Here is a 17694-nt window from a genome sequence, read left to right on the forward strand (position 1 = left end):
GCTTTAACAAGTTAATCCGCCGTCTATGGCCATTGTCTGTCCGGTCATAAAGGACGATTCAGGAGAAAGCAGGAAACGAACGAGTCCGGTCATATCGTCTGTTTCGCCTAAACGTCCCATCGGCGTCCTTCTGATAATCTGCGATTTTTGTTTTTCCGGCATATTTTTCGTCATATCGGTGTCCACAAAACCGGGCGCAAGTGAATTGACACGGATTCCTTTAGACCCGAGCTCCCTGGCCAGGCTTCGCGTCAAGCCGTCAAGAGCCGCTTTGGATGCGCTGTAGACTGAAGTGCCTTTAAATCCTCTTGAGCCGATAATGGAGCTTATGTTAACGATTGAACCGGAATTTTGTTTCAGCATGACACGGGAAACGTTTCGGGTCAGCTTGATGACTGAACCGATATTCAGATTGAGTATGCGGTCAATGTCTTCATCATTGGTCAGGGGCAACAGCTGATCAAGGTTCAAACCGGCGTTATTGACCAAGCCGTCTATTCTGGAAAACTTGCGGTATACTTGAAGAACAAACTGTTTCATGGCGGCATCATCCGCCGCATCCGCCGCTTCCCAATAAAAGCGGCCGCGGTACTTTTCACACTCTCTCAATGTGTTAATAAAATCAGATTCACTGCGGCTGAAAGCGGCTACTTTGTAATCCTCATCCAAAAGCGTCTGTACAATCGCTTTTCCCAGCCCCCGGCTTCCTCCGCTGACGACCGCTACTTTTCCGTTATTCATATTTGCCTCCTGTTTTACACGTTTCTTATTTTTTTAAATCGATCATTAGACAGTTTCCGATCTGTAACAGAGATGATTTGCGGTATCTGATATGGCTGCAGCTTCTGTTTGCAATGAGCTACGGCCCGCTTTCTGAAAGATTTGATATCTTCCTCTTTTTCAAGCACGGCCTCTGCCGCGACAATCTCGCCCGTAATCGGATTTTTTCTGCCCGTTATGAGAACATCCCGGACATTCGGTATCTCTAGAAAGACGCTTTCCACCTCTGCCGGAAACACTTTCTCTCCGCCCACATTAATGATTTCACTCTTTCTTCCAAGGATTCTTATATATTCGCCGTCTGTTTCCACCTGGTCACCGGTGTCATACCAGCCGTCTTCATCGAAAGGTGACGGTGCGTTTAAATAGCCGAGCATCGCCGACTCAGAACGGACCCAAAGCGTGCCTCCGGTAATTTTGGTCTCTGTTCCGGCGCCGCCTACTTTCATCCAAGTGGATTGGCTGTCTTTTGATTTCGTTGAGAATATACCCAGTTCAGTTAATCCGTATGTTTGTTTCAGCCGTACATCCGGAAACATCCGGTGGATGCCGCGCAGCGTTGATTGCGGCATCGGTTCTGTGCCGTAAGTGATCAGCCGGAGTGAAGAGAGGTTATAGCCGGCATCCGCCTTGGACATCAGCAGCATGTTTAAAAAGGTCGGGGTGGCGGGGAGCACTTGGACAGCATGTTTGTCGACCGCCTGATAAACGGACTCCGGCGTTCTGCTGTCTGATGTGACGATCGTTCCCCCGTTAAACAGAATCGCAAACAGCGTATTAATGCCGCCGATATGATCTAATTTCAGAAAAATGAGCGTACGCAGCGGTTTTCTCTTCGCCGTTTTGTATTTTTCAAGCAGCCGGCCGGCGCTTAACACGGATGCTTTGCTTTTGCCGGAGGTTCCCGATGTGAAAATAATAATGCCTGATTCCCCTCTCTCGCGCAGGTCATCAAGCAGAGGGTGAGAGGCGCTTTCAGAACCTTCACGAAGCGTCCAGCTGTCATTTTCATTTATTTCAATGATTTGATTCACTTTCGCGTCTTCAAACATATCGAGATGCTTTTCCCTTGATTCATTGCTGAGAGGGACAACGATATTTCGGTTTAACAAAAGCGCCATCAGCAAAAAAATGGCGTTCGGGGAATAATCCCCGATAAGCGCCACACATTCTCCTTCACGTATTCCGTTTTGTTTAAGTTCTTTCTGAAAAAAGCTGATTCGTGTCAGCAAATCATCATACGTAAAAGTCTGCCCTTTAAAAATGAGAAACTCACTGTCTTGCGTTTCCCTAAGCTTATCAGTCACCCAGCTGATATCTCCCCCGCTTTCTGTTTTCATGATTGTGCACTGTCCATATATTTTTGATAAATATCACAAATGCTGCCGACGGTTGTAATGCTGGAAATCGTTTCTCCTTGGGAAAAAGGATCTACTCCGGTTTCCATCTCCATCTGTGCGACTAATTGAGCGATATCCAGTGATGAGAAGCCCAGATCCTCTATGACTCTCACATCATCTCCCGCTTCGACGGCCCGATATGACTGCTGTTCTTGAATGTCCTGAATGATTTGAGCGATGATCTGCTTCATTTCCTTGGTTTGTTCCATTTGCTTTCAGCTCCATTCTTCATTTTATAAACTTCTGATGACCCGTTTATAATCCGGAATATGATCTTGTGAAGAGGTCGGCACCGCCAGCAGCTTATCCACCTTGGAAATGGCCAGCAATGTATGATTTCTTTTCATATAGACTTCAATCTGATAGCTGATTTTCGCCACTGAGATCATACCGAGGGACTCACCGTGAAAGTCGGGATCGCATTCTTCAATGTGTCCCGTCATATAAATATCAAGCTCTTCATCTGCAAAACAATTTCCGTAATAATACGTCTCTCTTTCAAGCAAAAATAAATGCCGCGCGATTGAAACCGGAAAACCCGGCTTCGACCGGCGCGTCATCCATTCAAATTCCGCCGCATCCATTATCTTGCTGAATTTCGCAAACACCATGGCATGCCCGGGCGCAGCATCCTGATCAACAGGAACCCGATATGAAACGGGGTCTGCTGTTTTGATATTGCCCGGCTTCATACCGAAGGCGTCCGTTCTGATTTTCTTTGACCGCATCAGCGCGTAAGGCGGCTTGGCTAGCTTAGAAAGTTCCGCAATGCATTCAGCCTTAGGCGCTGAGACTTTGCGGGTCGAACCTTCTGTTTGTGTGACGTCGACGACAATTAAACTATTGGCTTTCATAGAAGGAAACCGTCCCCGGTCCCACTCGCTTTTATCAGAGCTGACCGCTCCTTTCGGCCCGAACAAATAATCAGATTCTAATATGGTTTCTCCAAACCGGGAGATATCGACTCCGACGGAAACCTCGTCCCATAATCGGTACTGATCAAGAGGCTTATCTGAAGGAACTTTGAGATGTGTCATAAAATAAGCCGGATACAAAATCAGCCCTTGGTGATCGGCCATCTGATCAGGCCGGAATCCCGTTCCGTCCGTTAAATGGTGACTGTGTGCGTTGCCGAATAACAGCAGCAGCGCGTACTCATTCAAATTCCCTAACCCGACATGGCTCATCGTTAATTCATGATTTTCAATCAGCATGGTCTGTCCTCCGCAGAAAAAATGTAATGGCTGGTCATACTCAGCCTGTAATCGATACCAGCCTTTGCGCAAGAAGGCCGGCTGTTTCTTCCATGAGCTGTTTGCCGATCAGATCGACATGCCTGTTTCTCCAATTTTCAAGCGGGGTTCCTTTCACCCACTGATTAAACGCGCCGAGCGCAGGGCCGCAATGAATTTGGTAATCTATTTTACTTTCGCTTTTTCCTTCCAGAGCGAGCCTCGTCGTATGAGAAAAATACCATTTAAATACCATCGCCATTTTGTGTTTCGGATTCTGTTCGGCTTTGGCGATCTGTTCAGGAGATTTATCACGTTTCAGCTGCTCATACACTTCTTCAAAACCGCGCTGGAAATACTTTTCTTCAATTAATGTTTTCGTTTTTTCATCTATTTCATCTAAAGAATTGTATTGTCTGTACAAGTCAAAGAGTTTATTGGCTCTTGCCGGGAAAAACAGTCCTTTTTTCAGCACCTGCACCCTTGCTCCCGCTTCAAACATATCTCCCGCGGGAGCGTATGACGTATCCTGCACGTTCGCTTCCTGAAGCAGATCTTTCACTGAATCACTTGTCCCGGCTTCGACCGTGCATTGATTAATAGAACCGGTTCCGATAAATTCGGCGCCGAGCAGAAACGCCGCAGCAGCCGCTTCCGGAGTGCCGATGCCGCCGGCTGCGCCGATTCTTACTTTTTTCGCATAACCGTGCTTCTCCATCATGCGGTCTCTGAGTCTGATCATGGCAGGCATTAATGTATACGGAATCCCTTGGTCGGTATGCCCTCCTGAATCCGCTTCAACGCAAATGTCATCAGCCATCGGAATTTCTTTTGCAAGCGCCGCTTCCCCGGCTGTCAGCCGATTATCAGACACAAGTCTTTCCAGCACATGAGCCGGAGCCGGATTCAGAAATGCCTCAGCGACTTCAGGCCGGGATACTTTCGCGATGATTCTATTTTGAACTGACACCGATCCGTCATGATTCCTGCTTAATCCCTTTGCCCTGTATATAACGAGAGCGGGGGTTATGCCCATAAATGCCGATGCTTCAATAAGATGAATGCCGTTTTTCAAATATAAATCTATCATTCTGACTTCCTTGTCAGGTGACATCATATGATGAAGAAGATTCATTCCGAATGTTTCCCCTTGCCGCAGTGCAGACCGGATGGTTCCGATGGCCTGTCCGATCCGTTCGATACTCAATCCGCCCGTTCCGAAAAAGCCCAGCATTCCCGCTTTTGCCGCTTTAATGACCATCTGTTCCGAAGCAATTCCCCTGTACATGGAGCCCGTCATGTAAGCATATTGGATGTTATAATCTTTTTTAAAATCTTCGTTCCCTAATCTCATTCCCGCCGTTTTTTGCGGATCAGCTGCCGATGCTTTAACATCAGCAGTATCAGACTCTTCTTTCGGCATAGGTAATGGGACGGCATCTTTTTTAATCTGACGCGTCAGTTTTGTCAGCACTTCCCCGGGCCCAACTTCTGCAATTTCATTATTTTCAAGTCCCATCAGACGGCGTATCGTGTCCGTCCACTTTACCTGATTGGTCATTTGCAAAGTCAGATTTGTTTTGATTTCATCATTCTTATAAGGTGCGGCATGAAGATTTGAGATCACCGGAAAACGAAGAGGCAAAAACGCCGTTCTTTCTAAATAATCCGCGAACTCTTTTTCAGCATCTTTCATATAGCGGGAATGGAAGGCGCCGCTCACATTTAAAGGAAGGTACATTCTCACGCCGGCTTTTTCAAAGACGGGGCCCGCTTTTTCAATGTCTTGTTTCGTTCCGGCGATCACAATTTGCGAAGGTGAATTGTGGTTAGCGATATCAATGCCGGTCAGATGATAATCGGATAGAACCTCTTTTACTTGTTCAGCCGTAAACCCCAAAACCGCCGCCATGCCTCCGGGAGCTGCCTTGCTCATGAGCTCTCCTCTTTTTTTTACAAGCTGCAAACCGGTCTCAAAATCAAAGCAGCCGGCCGCAAATAACGCATTATATTCTCCTAAACTGTGCCCTGCGGCGTAATCAGGCTCTCTCCCCGACTCTTTCATTTTCTTTAAATAACTGAGTGCACTCACCGTATATAACGCCGGCTGGGTAAATTGCGTTTTCCCCAGCTGGTGATTCGGATCCTCCAGACACAATTCTTCTATAGAGTAGCCTAATATGTCATCAGCCTGACGTGTCAGATCTTGAAATTCATCAAACAGTCCGGCTCCCATTCCTTTAAATTGAGAACCCTGCCCCGGGAACACAAACGTAAGCATCTTATCCTCATCCTTTCCGCATCGCCAATTTTGTACATCACATGTGGATCTCCATACAAAAACGTCTCTTATTTCATATATTGACTGGTGTAAACACCGGCATAAAAATAAAAACACAAACGCGTTTGCGATTCAGCACAGGTTTAAAAATCGCAAACGCATTGTGTTTTCCTTTTCTAACATAATTTATATTAAAACATATTGCTTGTTTACTGAATGTTTCGCATGACAAGCTGCAGTGCCAATATGCCCGAAAACAGCCATGACGGCACACTTCTCCCTTATCATGTATATGTAGATATATACACTACAATCATTTTTATAATCCCTATTTCCTCTTCAACGTGCCGAAACAGCGATTGAAATTTAATAGGTGCTTTACATCAATTTAATAAATTTAACAAATAGTTGCTATTTAAAGAGAATAATATCAATTTATAGATAATAATGTCAAGGCTTTATTTCGTTATTTTCTGACATTTATTCCACAGTTTTATATTCGGTGGACAGTCGGCATAATTGTTTCGGGATAAATGTCAGATAATTCCCTGAACCCTTTTCATGTCAAAGAAAATTTCATCGCTTCTCTGTCAATTGGGTCTATACTTATTTTTCATTTTCATATATTATGTAAAAAAAAGACGAATTAGAAAAATTTTTAATCACTTTAAATACTATCCATTAAATACTTTCTTTGTATAATAATTTCTTATTATTCTAAGGAGGATCCAGTCATGAAATGGTACGCACTTTTTGTAGAGTCGGGAAAAGAAGAAGCAGTGCAAAAATTTCTGCGTCTGCAGTTTGATGAGCAGGCTCTCTACTCAATCATACCCAAGAAAAAAGTCACAGAACGAAAAGCCGGAATCAAATACGAGGCACTCAAAAAGATGTTTCCGGGATATGTTCTGTTTAAAACGAAGATGACAGAGCGGACATTTCATAAAATCAAAGAACTCCCCATTTCATGCAGAATCGTGAATAACGGCGCATATTATTCCAAAGAGCGTAAAACCTATTTCACGACAATTAAGGATGAAGAAATCCTCCCTATTATCAGGCTGATCGGAGAAGGAGACATTGTAGATTATTCAAAAGTCTATATTGAAAATTCAAAAGTAACCGTTGCCTCAGGGCCTCTTAAAGGAATGGAAGGCATTATTAAAAAGATCGATAAAAGAAAAAGACGCGCCAAAATCTGCCTGTCTTTTATGGGACTGGACAAAATGGTCAACGTCGGAATTGAAGTGCTCTCCAAACCCTAGCATTTCAAAAAAAAGCATCAACAGCATGTGCCGTTGATGCCCTTTTTATATAAACAGACGAAAGCCCGACACCAAAATAACCCCAGACTTTTTGTTTTCAAGGCATAGTTGACCTGAAGCCGTGCTGCGCCCAAGAGGCAAAAATCACATTTAGGGGAAGATACATTCTAATCAAGAGCGGTGAATTGACGGTTGAGCTTCATGACGAAAAATATGTGCTGACTTCGGGCGATGCCGCACAGTTATTTTAATTCCTCGGATGAATCGGTGACATATTTTATGCTGGTCTATTATCCTGAACCGGCTTAAACGCACATCAGGCTTCTTCAGACAGAAGCCTGATGGACCGCAACCCATTCTTGTATGCATTGAATCAGTTTCTGGACAGAAGGTGTCTGCGTCTCCTTTGCATGAGCTGTCAAAATGCCGAGCTGCCTGGAGACATACCGGTCGAACCGTTTGATGAGCACATCACAATCATTCACCAAAAGCTGCGGCAAGATGCTGATCCCCAGATTGTTCCGCACCATTGCAATAATCGCTTCATCCCCTCTGATTTGATAAGCGACCCGCGGCGTAATCTTTTCTTCCTTCAGCACTTTCAGCACATCAAAATGTGTCTCCGGATAAGGCACGATACATTTGACGGACTCCATGACATGTAACGGAACCGTTTCACATTGCGCCAATTCATGCTGCGGGCTCATCACCGCTACAATCGGATCCTCGGCCAACGGGTAAAAATGCCACTTCTCGCTGTGGGATGTCCCGATCGCCGCATCAATCCGGTCATCTTTCAGCCATTCTTCCAGTTCAGTAGAATTTCCTTCAAACAAATGCACCTTAATGGAAGGATACAGCTCATGAAATTCCCTCAAAATTTTCGGCAGCCATTTTACCGCCACGCTCGTAACAGTGCCGAGCCGGACTTCCCCTCTTTCTAACCCATTAATATTATCAACGGTTTCAGACAGTTTTTCATAGTTTTTTTGAATTTCCTTCATAATATGTAACACTTTCAAGCCATTTGCGGTGGGTCTCACCCCATGCCGCTGTCTGATCAAAAGCGGAAAACCGTACTCTTCCTCTAATTTACTGATCATTTGGCTGATGTTCGGCTGTGTGTAATTCAATATGGCAGCGGCTTGGGTCAGGCTGCCGCTTTCAACCGTTTTAATAAAGGCTAAATGCTTCTTTAAATCCAACCGGCTTCATCTCCCAGATATCATTCTTTATTATCCAATGCATTAGTTATATTTAGTTTACTTATACATCAATCAAAAATAAAATGGCAATGTCTCCATCATTATACTTGATAACAAACAGAAGGTGAGCGTTTCAGCATGAGTTTTCTCATTCAGTTTTTTATCGGCGGCACCGTTATGGTGGCCGCCGCGTATTTAAGCAAGTCGAAATACTTATTTTTATCAGGCGTTATCACATTGCTGCCAATCATGACGCTACTGAATATTCACTTGCAGCTGAAAAATATGAGCCCCGACGATTTCAGAGCCGCTCAAAAAAACGGAATATTCGGTGCCTTCGGCGCAGTGATCTTCATCAGCAGTATTTTCATCCTGACAAACTGGTTCAAAGGTGGCCACGCAGTCATCGGTGCGTTTCTCATCTATATTTGCTATATGATCGGCTGTAAATACCTGTTATGAAGATACGGCACCGATGTGTATAAAAAAATGCCCTTCCAGAACAATAATAACAATGCGCTCAGTCGTGAGCAGTTTATATGACTGAATGATCATGAGTTGTTATAATTAATGTCTACAAACATTCCGGGAGGCGAAATAAATGGCCAGAAAATTATTTACACCATGGACCGTTAAAGATGTAACGATCAAAAACCGTATTGTTATGGCACCGATGTGCATGTATTCCTCACATGAGAAGGACGGAAAACTGCAGCCTTTTCATATGGCGCACTATATATCGCGTGCAATCGGCCAGGTCGGCCTGATTATCGTTGAAGCGACAGCCGTTAATCCGCAGGGGCGCATTTCCGATCAGGATTTAGGCATTTGGAGCGATGATCATATCGAAGGTTTTGCCAAACTGACGGAACAAGTGAAAGCGCAAGGATCTAAAATCGGCATTCAGCTTGCGCACGCCGGACGTAAAGCTGAGCTTGAGGGAGACATTTACGCTCCGTCAGCTATTCCGTTCGACGAGCAGTCCAAAACACCGGCTGAAATGACGACAGAACAAATTAAAGAAACCATTCAGGAATTCAAACAGGCAGCGGCGCGCGCGAAAGAAGCCGGCTTTGACATTATTGAACTTCATGCCGCACACGGCTACTTAATGCACGAATTTTTGTCCCCTCTGTCCAATCACCGTACAGACGAATACGGAGGCTCACATGAAAATCGCTACCGCTTCTTAGGCGAGACCATTGAAGCCGTCAAGGAAGTCTGGGACGGCCCGTTATTTGTCCGTATTTCTGCATCGGATTATACAGACAAAGGGCTGGACATTGCGGATCATATCGGTTTTGCGAAGTGGATGAAAGAACAGGGAGTCGACCTCATTGATTGCAGCTCAGGCGCACTCGTTCAAGCTGATATTAACGTCTTCCCAGGCTACCAAGTGAGCTTCGCGGAGAAAATCCGTGAACAGGCCGAAATTGCAACAGGCGCCGTCGGTTTGATAACGACGGGAACAATGGCGGAAGAAATTCTGCAAAACAACCGCGCTGACCTTATTTTTGTCGCGAGAGAACTTCTGCGCGATCCGCACTTTGCAAGGAGTGCAGCGAAGCAGCTGAATACTGAAATACCGTCACCGGTTCAATACGACAGAGCTTGGTGATGAAGTGACAGCCGGAGTTTTTCGATCCGGCTGTCTCTTTTTTTATTTTTTGAGAAACGATTGCCGAAGCTTCTCCGTCTTCCCTATAGAACCAATTAGAGGGGATGACTCCAATGAAAGCAGCATGGATGGAAAGGACATATCTGATTGACGGGTGTCCGTTTTATACGAAACACCGTAAAGGCGCCGGCGAAGTGACGATCGTCTTTGAAGCCGGCTACGGCACTTCTTCTGAAACATGGACATCATTACTCGCTGACATAGATGAAGAATTTGGGGTTTTCACATATGACAGAGCCGGAATCGGCAAAAGCGGACAAAGCCGAAACAAGAGAACGGCGGACCACATGGTACAGGAATTAAACACTCTTCTTCTGAAGGCCGGCGTCAAGCCTCCTTATCTTGTCGTCTCGCATTCATACGGCGCGATTATCAGCAGACTTTGGGCGAGCCGGAACCGCCGGGATATTCTCGGGATGGTGATGCTTGATCCGGTTTCTGAGGATCAGGAGACGAAAGTGCTTCCGCTTCTTCCCGAAGAAATGAAAGCCGCCTATTTGAAACAGTTCATATTGGAAGGATCACACGCGGAATTTTTGACGAGCCTTCGTCAGATCAAGCATCAGCAGATTCATTTTGGCGATATGCCGCTGTTGATTTTATCATCGGGAGAGCGGGATGAGCGCTTAAAGCACGCTCATGAACAATGGGTGAAACTGCACAGAAGCATGCTTGATGTCTCTTATCAAAGCGGATGGATTCAGGCCAAAAACAGTTCTCATGCCATTCACCACGATGAACCGCACATCGTCCACCTTGCCATTTATGATGTTTGGTGCGCGGTGCGCCAGCAAATGAATGCCCCTGCCTATCAGGCGGTAAACTGATAAAACAAAAGCCATTGTGCAACGGCACAATGGCTTTTGTTATCGTGATCTATTTTGTCTCACGATGCAACGTATACTTTTTCAACCGGGGGGAATACTTTTTCATTTCTAACCGGTCCGGATTCGTCCGTTTGTTCTTCGTCGTAATATAATTTCTGTCCCCTGTCTCTGTACAGGCCAATGTAACATTTACACGCTTCATTTTCACCCCTTATACAAATCGTAATTATTACGTTTTATTATATCTCACCAGAAAAAAATGTCAAGCGTTCATTTTTTAAGACCGCTCCACAGTGACCTCCATGAAGTCAAATCCGATCTTACTGTTTTCAAATACCGCTTTCGCCTCATGTTCGAGACGCTCTATCGGCGATTCACCCTGATACCTTGCGCTGATATGAGTTAAGATCAGCTGTTTGGCGCCTGCTTTTTTTGCCGTTTGCGCAGCCTGTTCTGTCGTCGCGTGATAATAATTATGTGCGAGCTTTGCATCTTCCTTGGCAAACGTCGCTTCATGAACAAGCACATCCGCATTGCGCGCCAGCTCCGTTACCCGCTCTGATGCCCTCGTATCCCCGGAAAAAGCGACGATTCTCCCTTTTTTCGGGGGTTCCAAAAAATCCCGCCCGTTAATGATTCTGCCATCGTCAAGTGTGACCGTTTCGCCTTTTTTGATTTTCTGATAGACGGGTCCGGGCGGGATATTCATTTCTTTTAATCTGCCGGCCTGCAATGCGCCGGGAATATCCTTTTCCTGAACCCGGTAGCCGAACGCTTCCACGCCGTGAATGACGGATGCTGCGGTAACAATGAATTGCTCATCTTCAAAAACCGTCCCCTCTTCGATTTCATGTACGGTAAGAGGATACGTCAGATGAGTCGCCGTCACGTTCAGGCTTGTTTCGATAAAGGCTTTAATGCCTTTTGGCCCGTAAATCGTCAGCTCTTCTTCACCGCCCTGAAATGAACGGCTCCCCAACAGACCCGGAAGACCGTAAACATGGTCGCCGTGAAGGTGGGTGATGAAAATCTTCTCAATTTTCCTCGGTTTGATTGTTGTATGTAATATCTGATGCTGAGTGGCTTCTCCGCAATCAAACAGCCATACGGAACGCCTTTCTTCAAGAAGCTTCAGCGCGACGGACGTTACGTTTCTCGCCTTGGCCGGCATGCCGGCCCCCGTCCCTAAAAATAATAATTCCACAATGCTTCCTCCTAGATCTTTGTACTACTAAGGATACAGGATCAGGCTGAAAATGTGAATTCACCCGGGCCTTCTCCGGCCTGATTAATTTTTTTCCGCAAACCGCAAAAAACAGGCTGAAATGTTTGCTTTCAACGAATTTTAGATTTAAAATGAAGGAAATATGCGGGGTTTTAAACCATGCTTCAGATAAAGTGAGGTACTCTAAGTGAAAACAAACGACAAACCAAAAGCAGTAATTGTAATATTTGGTGCCACAGGGGATTTGGCAAAACGAAAACTTTACCCTTCCATTCACCGTTTATATAAAAATGGTCAAATTGGTGAAGAGTTTGCAGTTGTAGGTGTTGGAAGAAGACCTTGGTCAAACGAGGACCTCCGGGAAACCGTTAAAACGTCTGTTTCTTCTGCCGGGCAAAAAGACATAGACGATTTCACATCTCATTTTTATTACCATCCGTTTGATGTAACGAATCCGGGTTCCTATCAGGAGCTGAATGTCCTGCTTGATCAGCTTGAACATACATATGAAATCCCGAACAACAGAATGTTTTACTTGGCGATGGCTCCTGAGTTTTTCGGCACTATCGCAAAATCACTTAAAAACGAAGGTGTCACAGCGACAAATGGCTGGTCCCGTCTCGTAATTGAAAAACCGTTCGGCCATGACCTGCCGAGTGCGAAAGAGCTTAACAAAGAAATACGCGAAGCTTTCACGGAAGATCAAATTTACCGGATCGACCATTACTTAGGCAAACAAATGGTTCAAAATATCGAAGTCATCCGGTTTGCGAATGCGCTGTTTGAGCCGCTGTGGAATAACCGCTACATCTCAAACATCCAGATTACGTCAAGTGAGGATCTCGGCGTTGAGGATCGTGCGAGATATTACGAGAAATCAGGCGCACTCCGTGATATGGTTCAAAACCATATTTTACAAATGGTCGCCCTCTTGGCGATGGAACCGCCGATTAAACTGAACACGGAAGAAATCCGCAGCGAAAAAGTGAAGGTGCTGAGAGCTCTCCGCCCTGTCGCTCCAAACGAAGTGAGCGACTACTTCGTCCGCGGACAATACCAAGCGGGAACGATTGACGGAAACGCTGTACCGAGCTATACAGATGAGCAAAATGTAGCACCGGATTCCAATACGGAAACATTCGTGTCCGGAAAGCTGTTAATCGATAACTTCCGCTGGGCCGGCGTTCCGTTTTATATCCGCACAGGGAAACGGATGAAAGAAAAATCAACGAAAATCGTCGTTCAATTTAAAGACATTCCGATGAACCTTTATTACGGCAATGAAACGAATGTAAATCCGAACCTGCTTGTCATCCATATTCAGCCGGATGAAGGCATCACTTTATATCTGAACGCTAAAAAATTAGGCGGAGCCGCTCATGCTCAGCCGATTAAGCTGGATTACTGCAGCAACTGCAGTGATGAAATGAACACACCGGAAGCCTATGAAAAATTAATCCATGACTGTCTGCTCGGTGATGCGACAAACTTTGCCCATTGGGACGAAGTGGCGCTTTCATGGAATTTCGTCGATGCGATTTCCGAAACGTGGGCAGCCGACAAAACCCTTTCTCCGAATTATGAAGCCGGGTCAATGGGACCGAAAGCTTCGGACGATCTTCTTGAAAAAGACGGTCTCCACTGGTGGAATATATAAGAAAACATCAAAAAACCGCGGCGCCGTTCATGACGGCCCGCGGTTTTTGATATCAGAAAAGCCCCCGCAATAACTGCGGGGGCTTCTTCATTACTTCATCCATTCAGTATGGAAAATGCCTTCTTTATCTGTGCGTTCATACGTATGCGCGCCGAAGTAATCACGCTGCGCTTGAATCAAGTTTGCAGGAAGCACTGCCGTACGGTAGCTGTCGTAATACGCAAGTGCGCTTGAGAACGAAGGTACCGGCACGCCTTGGGCTACGGCAAGTGAAATCACTTGGCGAAGGGCGCCTTGGTAGCTTTCTGCAATGTTTTTGAAGTAGCTGTCTAACAGCAGGTTGTCAAGCTCCGGTTCACGGTCATATGCGTCTTTGATCTTTTGCAGGAACGCCGCGCGGATGATACAGCCGCCGCGGAAAATCATCGCGATTTCACCGTATTTCAGATCCCAGTTATATTCTTCAGACGCGGCTTTCATTTGGGCGAAGCCTTGTGCGTAAGAACAGATTTTACTCATGAAGAGCGCTTTTCTGACCGCTTCAATCAGCTCTTCTTTATTTTCAGTGACCGGCTTAACGTCTGGCCCGGACAGAAGGCTGCTTGCTTTCACACGCTCTTCTTTCATTGCGGAAATGAAACGCGCAAAAACAGATTCAGTGATAATCGGCAGCGGCACGCCTAAGTCAAGAGCACTTTGGCTTGTCCATTTACCCGTTCCTTTTTGGCCTGCTTTATCAAGGATGACGTCAACAAGCGGTTTGCCCGTTTCTTCATCTTTTTTAGTGAAAATGTCAGCCGTGATTTCGATCAGATAGCTGTCAAGCTCTCCTTTGTTCCACTCAGCGAATACTTCGTGAAGCTCTTCGGCAGACAATCCGAGCACCTGTTTCAAAATGAAATATGACTCAGAGATCAGCTGCATGTCACCGTATTCGATACCGTTGTGCACCATTTTAACATAGTGCCCCGCTCCGTCCGGGCCGATGTATGTCGTACAAGCTTCTCCGTCCACTTTAGCAGAAATGGCTTCTAGAATCGGTTTCACGAGTTCATGCGCTTCCTTTTGGCCGCCCGGCATAATAGAAGGCCCTTTCAGCGCTCCCTCTTCACCGCCTGATACACCCGTTCCGATAAAGTGAATGCCGCTTTCGGCAAGCTCTTTGTTCCGGCGCTGTGTATCTTTATAGTATGTATTTCCGCCGTCAATCAAAATATCGTCTTTTTCCAGATGAGGAAGAAGAGATTGAATCGTCGCATCCGTTGCAGTTCCCGCTTTAACCATTAATAAAATTTTACGGGGTGTTTCAAGAGACTGGACAAACTCCTCAATGCTGTATGTACCGACAACATTTTTGCCTTTTGCCTCTTCTAAAAACTCTTCCGTTTTGCTGCTTGATCTGTTGTATACAGACACAGAAAATCCCCGGCTTTCGATGTTAAGAGCCAGATTTTTACCCATTACCGCAAGACCGATAACTCCGATTTGTTGTTTTGACATATTCTAACGTCCCTTCTTCAAACGTTTAACCATTTTAAAATTTAAATTAAAATAAAATGATATTTATACTAAAGAAATTATCATACATAACCCCTTTTTTCAAGTTATTCACCTTTTCTTTTCATCCTGGAAAAAGTCTCTGTTAAAGCTCGTTCCCCTTGTTTTGCTTTCTTCTTTTTTTATAACGGCGCCTTTTCTGATCAGGTTTTGGCCGTATTTTTCATTCAGCTCGTTCATCATCTGAAAAATCGGCTCATCCTTTGCGTCCTCCTTGAATGAAAACAGATCAAGCTGTTTATACGCCTGCTGTTTTTCGACCAGTTCCGTTCCGGTGATGCCGAGAAGCCTTACCGGGTTTTGGTTCCAGTGCTTGTCAAACAGTTCCATCGCCGCTTCCATGATGTCTTTTTTCTGATCAGCCGGATTGCTGAGGGTCATGCTTCTTGTGACTGTTTTCCAATCCGCATACCGAATCATGATGAACAGCCGGCAGGCCATGACCTCCTTACGCTGGAGCCGTTCGCTCACAGACAGCGCGAGCCGGTCAAACACGCCCGTTAATTCATCCCAGTCAGCCGAATCATGCGACAGGGTGGATGAGTTGCCGACGCTTTTAAATTCATAAATCCGCTCGGGATTGACTTCTGCAGGATGGATGCCGTTCGCTTTATCCTTCAGCCTCGGGCCGTTTATGCCGAGAAGCGTTTTCAGCGCATGTTCATCTCCTTTTGCCAAATCACCGATCGTTTTGATGCCGAGCGTTTTTATTTTTTCCGCAGTTTTCGTTCCTATACCGTGCATCTCTTCAATCGGAAGAGGCCATAAGACGTCCGGCAGCTCTCTTTTTCTTAAAATGGTGATGCCGAGCGGTTTTTTCATGTCAGACGCCATTTTGGCGAGAAATTTATTCGGGGCGATGCCGATGCTTGACGGAAGCAAAAGCTCTTTTTGCAGTCTCGCCTGAATGTCTTCTGCTGTCTCATACGCCCTGTGTCTGTGCGGTGTGTCCGTAATATCCATGTATCCTTCATCAATAGAAACAGGCTCGACTAAATCCGTATACTCCCTCAGAATGCTGAACATTTCTTTTGATGAACTCCGGTAGCGGTCAAAATTCGGAGGCACGACGATGAGTTCCGGACAGAGGCGTTTTGCCCGCCACACCGGCATGGTGGTCTTTACGCCCCGCGCTCTCGCTTCGTAGCTGCAGGTGACGATGATTCCTTTCCGTTCCTTCACGTTTCCGGCAACGGCGATAGGTTTTCCTCTTAAAGACGGATCATACGCCATTTCTACGGAGGCATAAAAACTGTTCATATCGATATGAAATATAATTCTCCCTTTTCCGGCCACTCCCGGCGCCTCCTTTCCTTTCATAGACAACCTTATATATATGTAGTAAAATAAGAGCTGAATGGATGTGATAAAATGATTCTTGAGTCAATGAATGACTTTTTATTTTTAGTCGATTTTTTCACAATTATTCTTCCCGCTCTGACCGCGATCGGCATCGCTTTTCTTTTGCGTGAGCGCCGCGCAGGAGAGCATTGGAGAACGAAACGAATAGATGAACATCAAGCAGTCGTTCAGCTGAACCGAACAGACTTTCTTATTATTATATATCATCGCATTACAACTTGGATACGTAAAGTCATCCGCATGAATTCACCGGCGAATGATGATGAAGATGTCAGCTTCCTCCTTTTATAACGGCAAGTGAAGATAAAAAGGAGGAGACATAATTGTCTAAAACATATCAAAAATGGATCGCATTCGGATTGTTTTTTATCGTACTGTGCACAGGCCGCTCGGCTTTTGCGGCGACATCTCAGACTCAGACGGGAGGCCTTGGGAATATCGGTTTTTTCCACGATTACCTGATCGAGCCGTTTTCGGCACTTTTAAAAGGTGTGGCGGGCCTGTTCCACGGTGAGTACGGACTGTCGATTATTCTGGTGACGATTATCGTCCGGATCGTTGTATTGCCTTTGTTTGTGAACCAATTTAAGAAACAGCGGGTGTTCCAGGAAAAAATGGCTGTGATCAAACCGCAGGTCGACAGCATTCAGGCTAAAATAAAAAAAACGAAAGATGCGGAAAAACAAAAAGAACTGCAAATGGAAATGATGAAGCTTTACCGTGAGCACAATCTGAATCCGATGGCAATGGGATGTCTTCCAATGCTGGTGCAATTCCCGATTTTGATCGGTTTTTATTACGCCATCCGCTCAACGCCGGAAATCGCTTCACACTCATTTCTGTGGTTCAGCTTAGGGCATTCTGATATTCTTGTATCACTGTGCGCGGGGGCCATGTATTTCTTACAGGCTTATATTTCCCAAAAATTAAACGAGAAATATTCACCGGCTGCTCAAAATCCGGCCGCGATGCAGTCAGCAAAAATCATGGTCTTTATTTTCCCTGTCATGATGACCATTTTTTCACTTAACGTACCGGCTGCGCTGCCGCTTTACTGGTTTACAAGCGGACTGTTTTTGACAGTGCAGAATGTACTTTTACAGCAGACGCATCATAAAAAGAAACAAGCTGCGGCTCAGGCGGAGCCCGCCAAATCATAATACTGAAACCCTGCCCGAAACCTATCCGGCAGGGTTTTTTTCTTGTATCTGCAAGGCTTTAAGCC

At 45.5% G+C, this 17694-nt stretch carries 17 protein-coding genes; 7 read left to right on the forward strand and 10 right to left on the reverse strand.

Translation table 11 applies throughout. The features are described from left to right. Positions 1-3 precede the first annotated feature (3 nt). The 5 genes from OTK50_RS06920 to fabD are packed head-to-tail and all read right to left on the reverse strand — an operon-like array spanning position 4 to position 5693. Complete coding sequence (locus tag OTK50_RS06920) at positions 4-741, reverse strand: SDR family NAD(P)-dependent oxidoreductase (RefSeq protein ID WP_082998709.1); 738 nt, start codon at positions 739-741, stop codon at positions 4-6. Between the two features lie 14 nt (positions 742-755). Continuing rightward, positions 756-2120: a long-chain fatty acid--CoA ligase gene (locus OTK50_RS06925; RefSeq protein WP_140957450.1), complete on the reverse strand. Its 1365-nt coding sequence runs from the start codon at positions 2118-2120 to the stop codon at positions 756-758. Continuing rightward, entirely contained in the window at positions 2117-2389 is a 273-nt protein-coding gene (locus OTK50_RS06930) for an acyl carrier protein (protein WP_003153264.1), read from the reverse strand. The genes OTK50_RS06925 and OTK50_RS06930 overlap by 4 nt, the downstream gene beginning before the upstream one ends. A 24-nt stretch (positions 2390-2413) precedes the next feature. Continuing rightward, positions 2414-3394 carry an LnmK family bifunctional acyltransferase/decarboxylase gene (locus OTK50_RS06935; protein WP_082998712.1) on the reverse strand — a complete coding sequence of 327 codons (981 nt, stop codon included), beginning with the start codon at positions 3392-3394 and terminating at the stop codon, positions 2414-2416. Positions 3395-3434: 40 nt separating this feature from the next. Beyond that, positions 3435-5693, reverse strand: a complete 2259-nt coding sequence (fabD, locus tag OTK50_RS06940) for an ACP S-malonyltransferase (RefSeq protein ID WP_221663811.1) — start codon at positions 5691-5693, stop codon at positions 3435-3437. 734 nt (positions 5694-6427) lie between these two features. On the opposite strand from fabD, the gene loaP reads away from it, so the two are divergent. Further along, entirely contained in the window at positions 6428-6958 is a 531-nt protein-coding gene (loaP, locus tag OTK50_RS06945) for an antiterminator LoaP (RefSeq protein WP_007612427.1), read from the forward strand. 326 nt (positions 6959-7284) lie between these two features. On the opposite strand, the gene OTK50_RS06950 is transcribed toward loaP, so the two are convergent. Then, a complete protein-coding gene (locus OTK50_RS06950) occupies positions 7285-8163 on the reverse strand; it encodes a LysR family transcriptional regulator (RefSeq protein WP_082998715.1) in 879 nt (292 codons plus the stop codon). A gap of 138 nt (positions 8164-8301) precedes the next feature. On the opposite strand from OTK50_RS06950, the gene OTK50_RS06955 reads away from it, so the two are divergent. The 3 genes from OTK50_RS06955 to OTK50_RS06965 all read left to right on the forward strand — a co-directional run bounded on the left by OTK50_RS06955 (position 8302) and on the right by OTK50_RS06965 (position 10668). After that, a complete protein-coding gene (locus OTK50_RS06955) occupies positions 8302-8625 on the forward strand; it encodes a GlpM family protein (RefSeq protein WP_053284913.1) in 324 nt (107 codons plus the stop codon). Positions 8626-8764: 139 nt separating this feature from the next. Further along, entirely contained in the window at positions 8765-9781 is a 1017-nt protein-coding gene (gene namA / locus OTK50_RS06960; RefSeq protein ID WP_003153250.1) for an NADPH dehydrogenase NamA, read from the forward strand. Positions 9782-9894: 113 nt separating this feature from the next. Continuing rightward, the gene (locus OTK50_RS06965) at positions 9895-10668 is read left to right on the forward strand and encodes an alpha/beta fold hydrolase (protein WP_038459097.1); all 774 of its coding nucleotides are present in this window, start codon (positions 9895-9897) and stop codon (positions 10666-10668) included. Between the two features lie 49 nt (positions 10669-10717). Here the strand turns inward: OTK50_RS06965 and rpmG are convergent, their stop codons facing one another. Beyond that, positions 10718-10870, reverse strand: a complete 153-nt coding sequence (gene rpmG / locus OTK50_RS06970; RefSeq protein WP_266121849.1) for a 50S ribosomal protein L33 — start codon at positions 10868-10870, stop codon at positions 10718-10720. 75 nt (positions 10871-10945) lie between these two features. Next, a complete protein-coding gene (gene rnz, locus OTK50_RS06975; RefSeq protein WP_224223657.1) occupies positions 10946-11872 on the reverse strand; it encodes a ribonuclease Z in 927 nt (308 codons plus the stop codon). 208 nt (positions 11873-12080) lie between these two features. On the opposite strand from rnz, the gene zwf reads away from it, so the two are divergent. Continuing rightward, positions 12081-13550, forward strand: a complete 1470-nt coding sequence (gene zwf, locus OTK50_RS06980) for a glucose-6-phosphate dehydrogenase (protein ID WP_045208191.1) — start codon at positions 12081-12083, stop codon at positions 13548-13550. Positions 13551-13640: 90 nt separating this feature from the next. On the opposite strand, the gene gndA is transcribed toward zwf, so the two are convergent. Both gndA and OTK50_RS06990 read right to left on the reverse strand, forming a co-directional pair. Continuing rightward, the gene (gndA, locus tag OTK50_RS06985; RefSeq protein WP_007408395.1) at positions 13641-15050 is read right to left on the reverse strand and encodes an NADP-dependent phosphogluconate dehydrogenase; all 1410 of its coding nucleotides are present in this window, start codon (positions 15048-15050) and stop codon (positions 13641-13643) included. A 108-nt stretch (positions 15051-15158) separates the two neighbouring features. Continuing rightward, positions 15159-16403 carry a DNA polymerase IV gene (locus tag OTK50_RS06990; protein ID WP_029973901.1) on the reverse strand — a complete coding sequence of 415 codons (1245 nt, stop codon included), beginning with the start codon at positions 16401-16403 and terminating at the stop codon, positions 15159-15161. A gap of 75 nt (positions 16404-16478) precedes the next feature. Here OTK50_RS06990 and OTK50_RS06995 point away from each other — a divergent pair, with 75 nt between their 5' ends. Beyond that, entirely contained in the window at positions 16479-16760 is a 282-nt protein-coding gene (locus OTK50_RS06995) for a hypothetical protein (protein WP_003153239.1), read from the forward strand. 32 nt (positions 16761-16792) lie between these two features. Beyond that, positions 16793-17629, forward strand: a complete 837-nt coding sequence (locus OTK50_RS07000; RefSeq protein ID WP_224223658.1) for a membrane protein insertase YidC — start codon at positions 16793-16795, stop codon at positions 17627-17629. The last annotated feature ends 65 nt before the right edge of the window (positions 17630-17694 follow it).

This window comes from Bacillus sp. NEAU-CP5 (genome assembly GCF_026420705.1).
In the GTDB taxonomy this organism is placed as follows: domain Bacteria; phylum Bacillota; class Bacilli; order Bacillales; family Bacillaceae; genus Bacillus; species Bacillus velezensis.

Excerpts from the sequence above, each read along its gene's own strand:
- OTK50_RS06920 (WP_082998709.1), bottom strand. The coding sequence starts at position 741 with ATGAATAACGGAAAAGTAGCGGTCGTCAGCGGAGGAAGCCGGGGGCTG.
- OTK50_RS06925 (WP_140957450.1), bottom strand. The coding sequence starts at position 2,120 with ATGAAAACAGAAAGCGGGGGAGATATCAGCTGGGTGACTGATAAGCTT.
- OTK50_RS06930 (WP_003153264.1), bottom strand. The coding sequence starts at position 2,389 with ATGGAACAAACCAAGGAAATGAAGCAGATCATCGCTCAAATCATTCAG.
- OTK50_RS06935 (WP_082998712.1), bottom strand. The coding sequence starts at position 3,394 with ATGCTGATTGAAAATCATGAATTAACGATGAGCCATGTCGGGTTAGGG.
- fabD (WP_221663811.1), bottom strand. The coding sequence starts at position 5,693 with ATGCTTACGTTTGTGTTCCCGGGGCAGGGTTCTCAATTTAAAGGAATG.
- loaP (WP_007612427.1), top strand. The coding sequence starts at position 6,428 with ATGAAATGGTACGCACTTTTTGTAGAGTCGGGAAAAGAAGAAGCAGTG.
- OTK50_RS06955 (WP_053284913.1), top strand. The coding sequence starts at position 8,302 with ATGAGTTTTCTCATTCAGTTTTTTATCGGCGGCACCGTTATGGTGGCC.
- namA (WP_003153250.1), top strand. The coding sequence starts at position 8,765 with ATGGCCAGAAAATTATTTACACCATGGACCGTTAAAGATGTAACGATC.
- OTK50_RS06965 (WP_038459097.1), top strand. The coding sequence starts at position 9,895 with ATGAAAGCAGCATGGATGGAAAGGACATATCTGATTGACGGGTGTCCG.
- rpmG (WP_266121849.1), bottom strand. The coding sequence starts at position 10,870 with ATGAAGCGTGTAAATGTTACATTGGCCTGTACAGAGACAGGGGACAGA.
- gndA (WP_007408395.1), bottom strand. The coding sequence starts at position 15,050 with ATGTCAAAACAACAAATCGGAGTTATCGGTCTTGCGGTAATGGGTAAA.
- OTK50_RS06995 (WP_003153239.1), top strand. The coding sequence starts at position 16,479 with ATGATTCTTGAGTCAATGAATGACTTTTTATTTTTAGTCGATTTTTTC.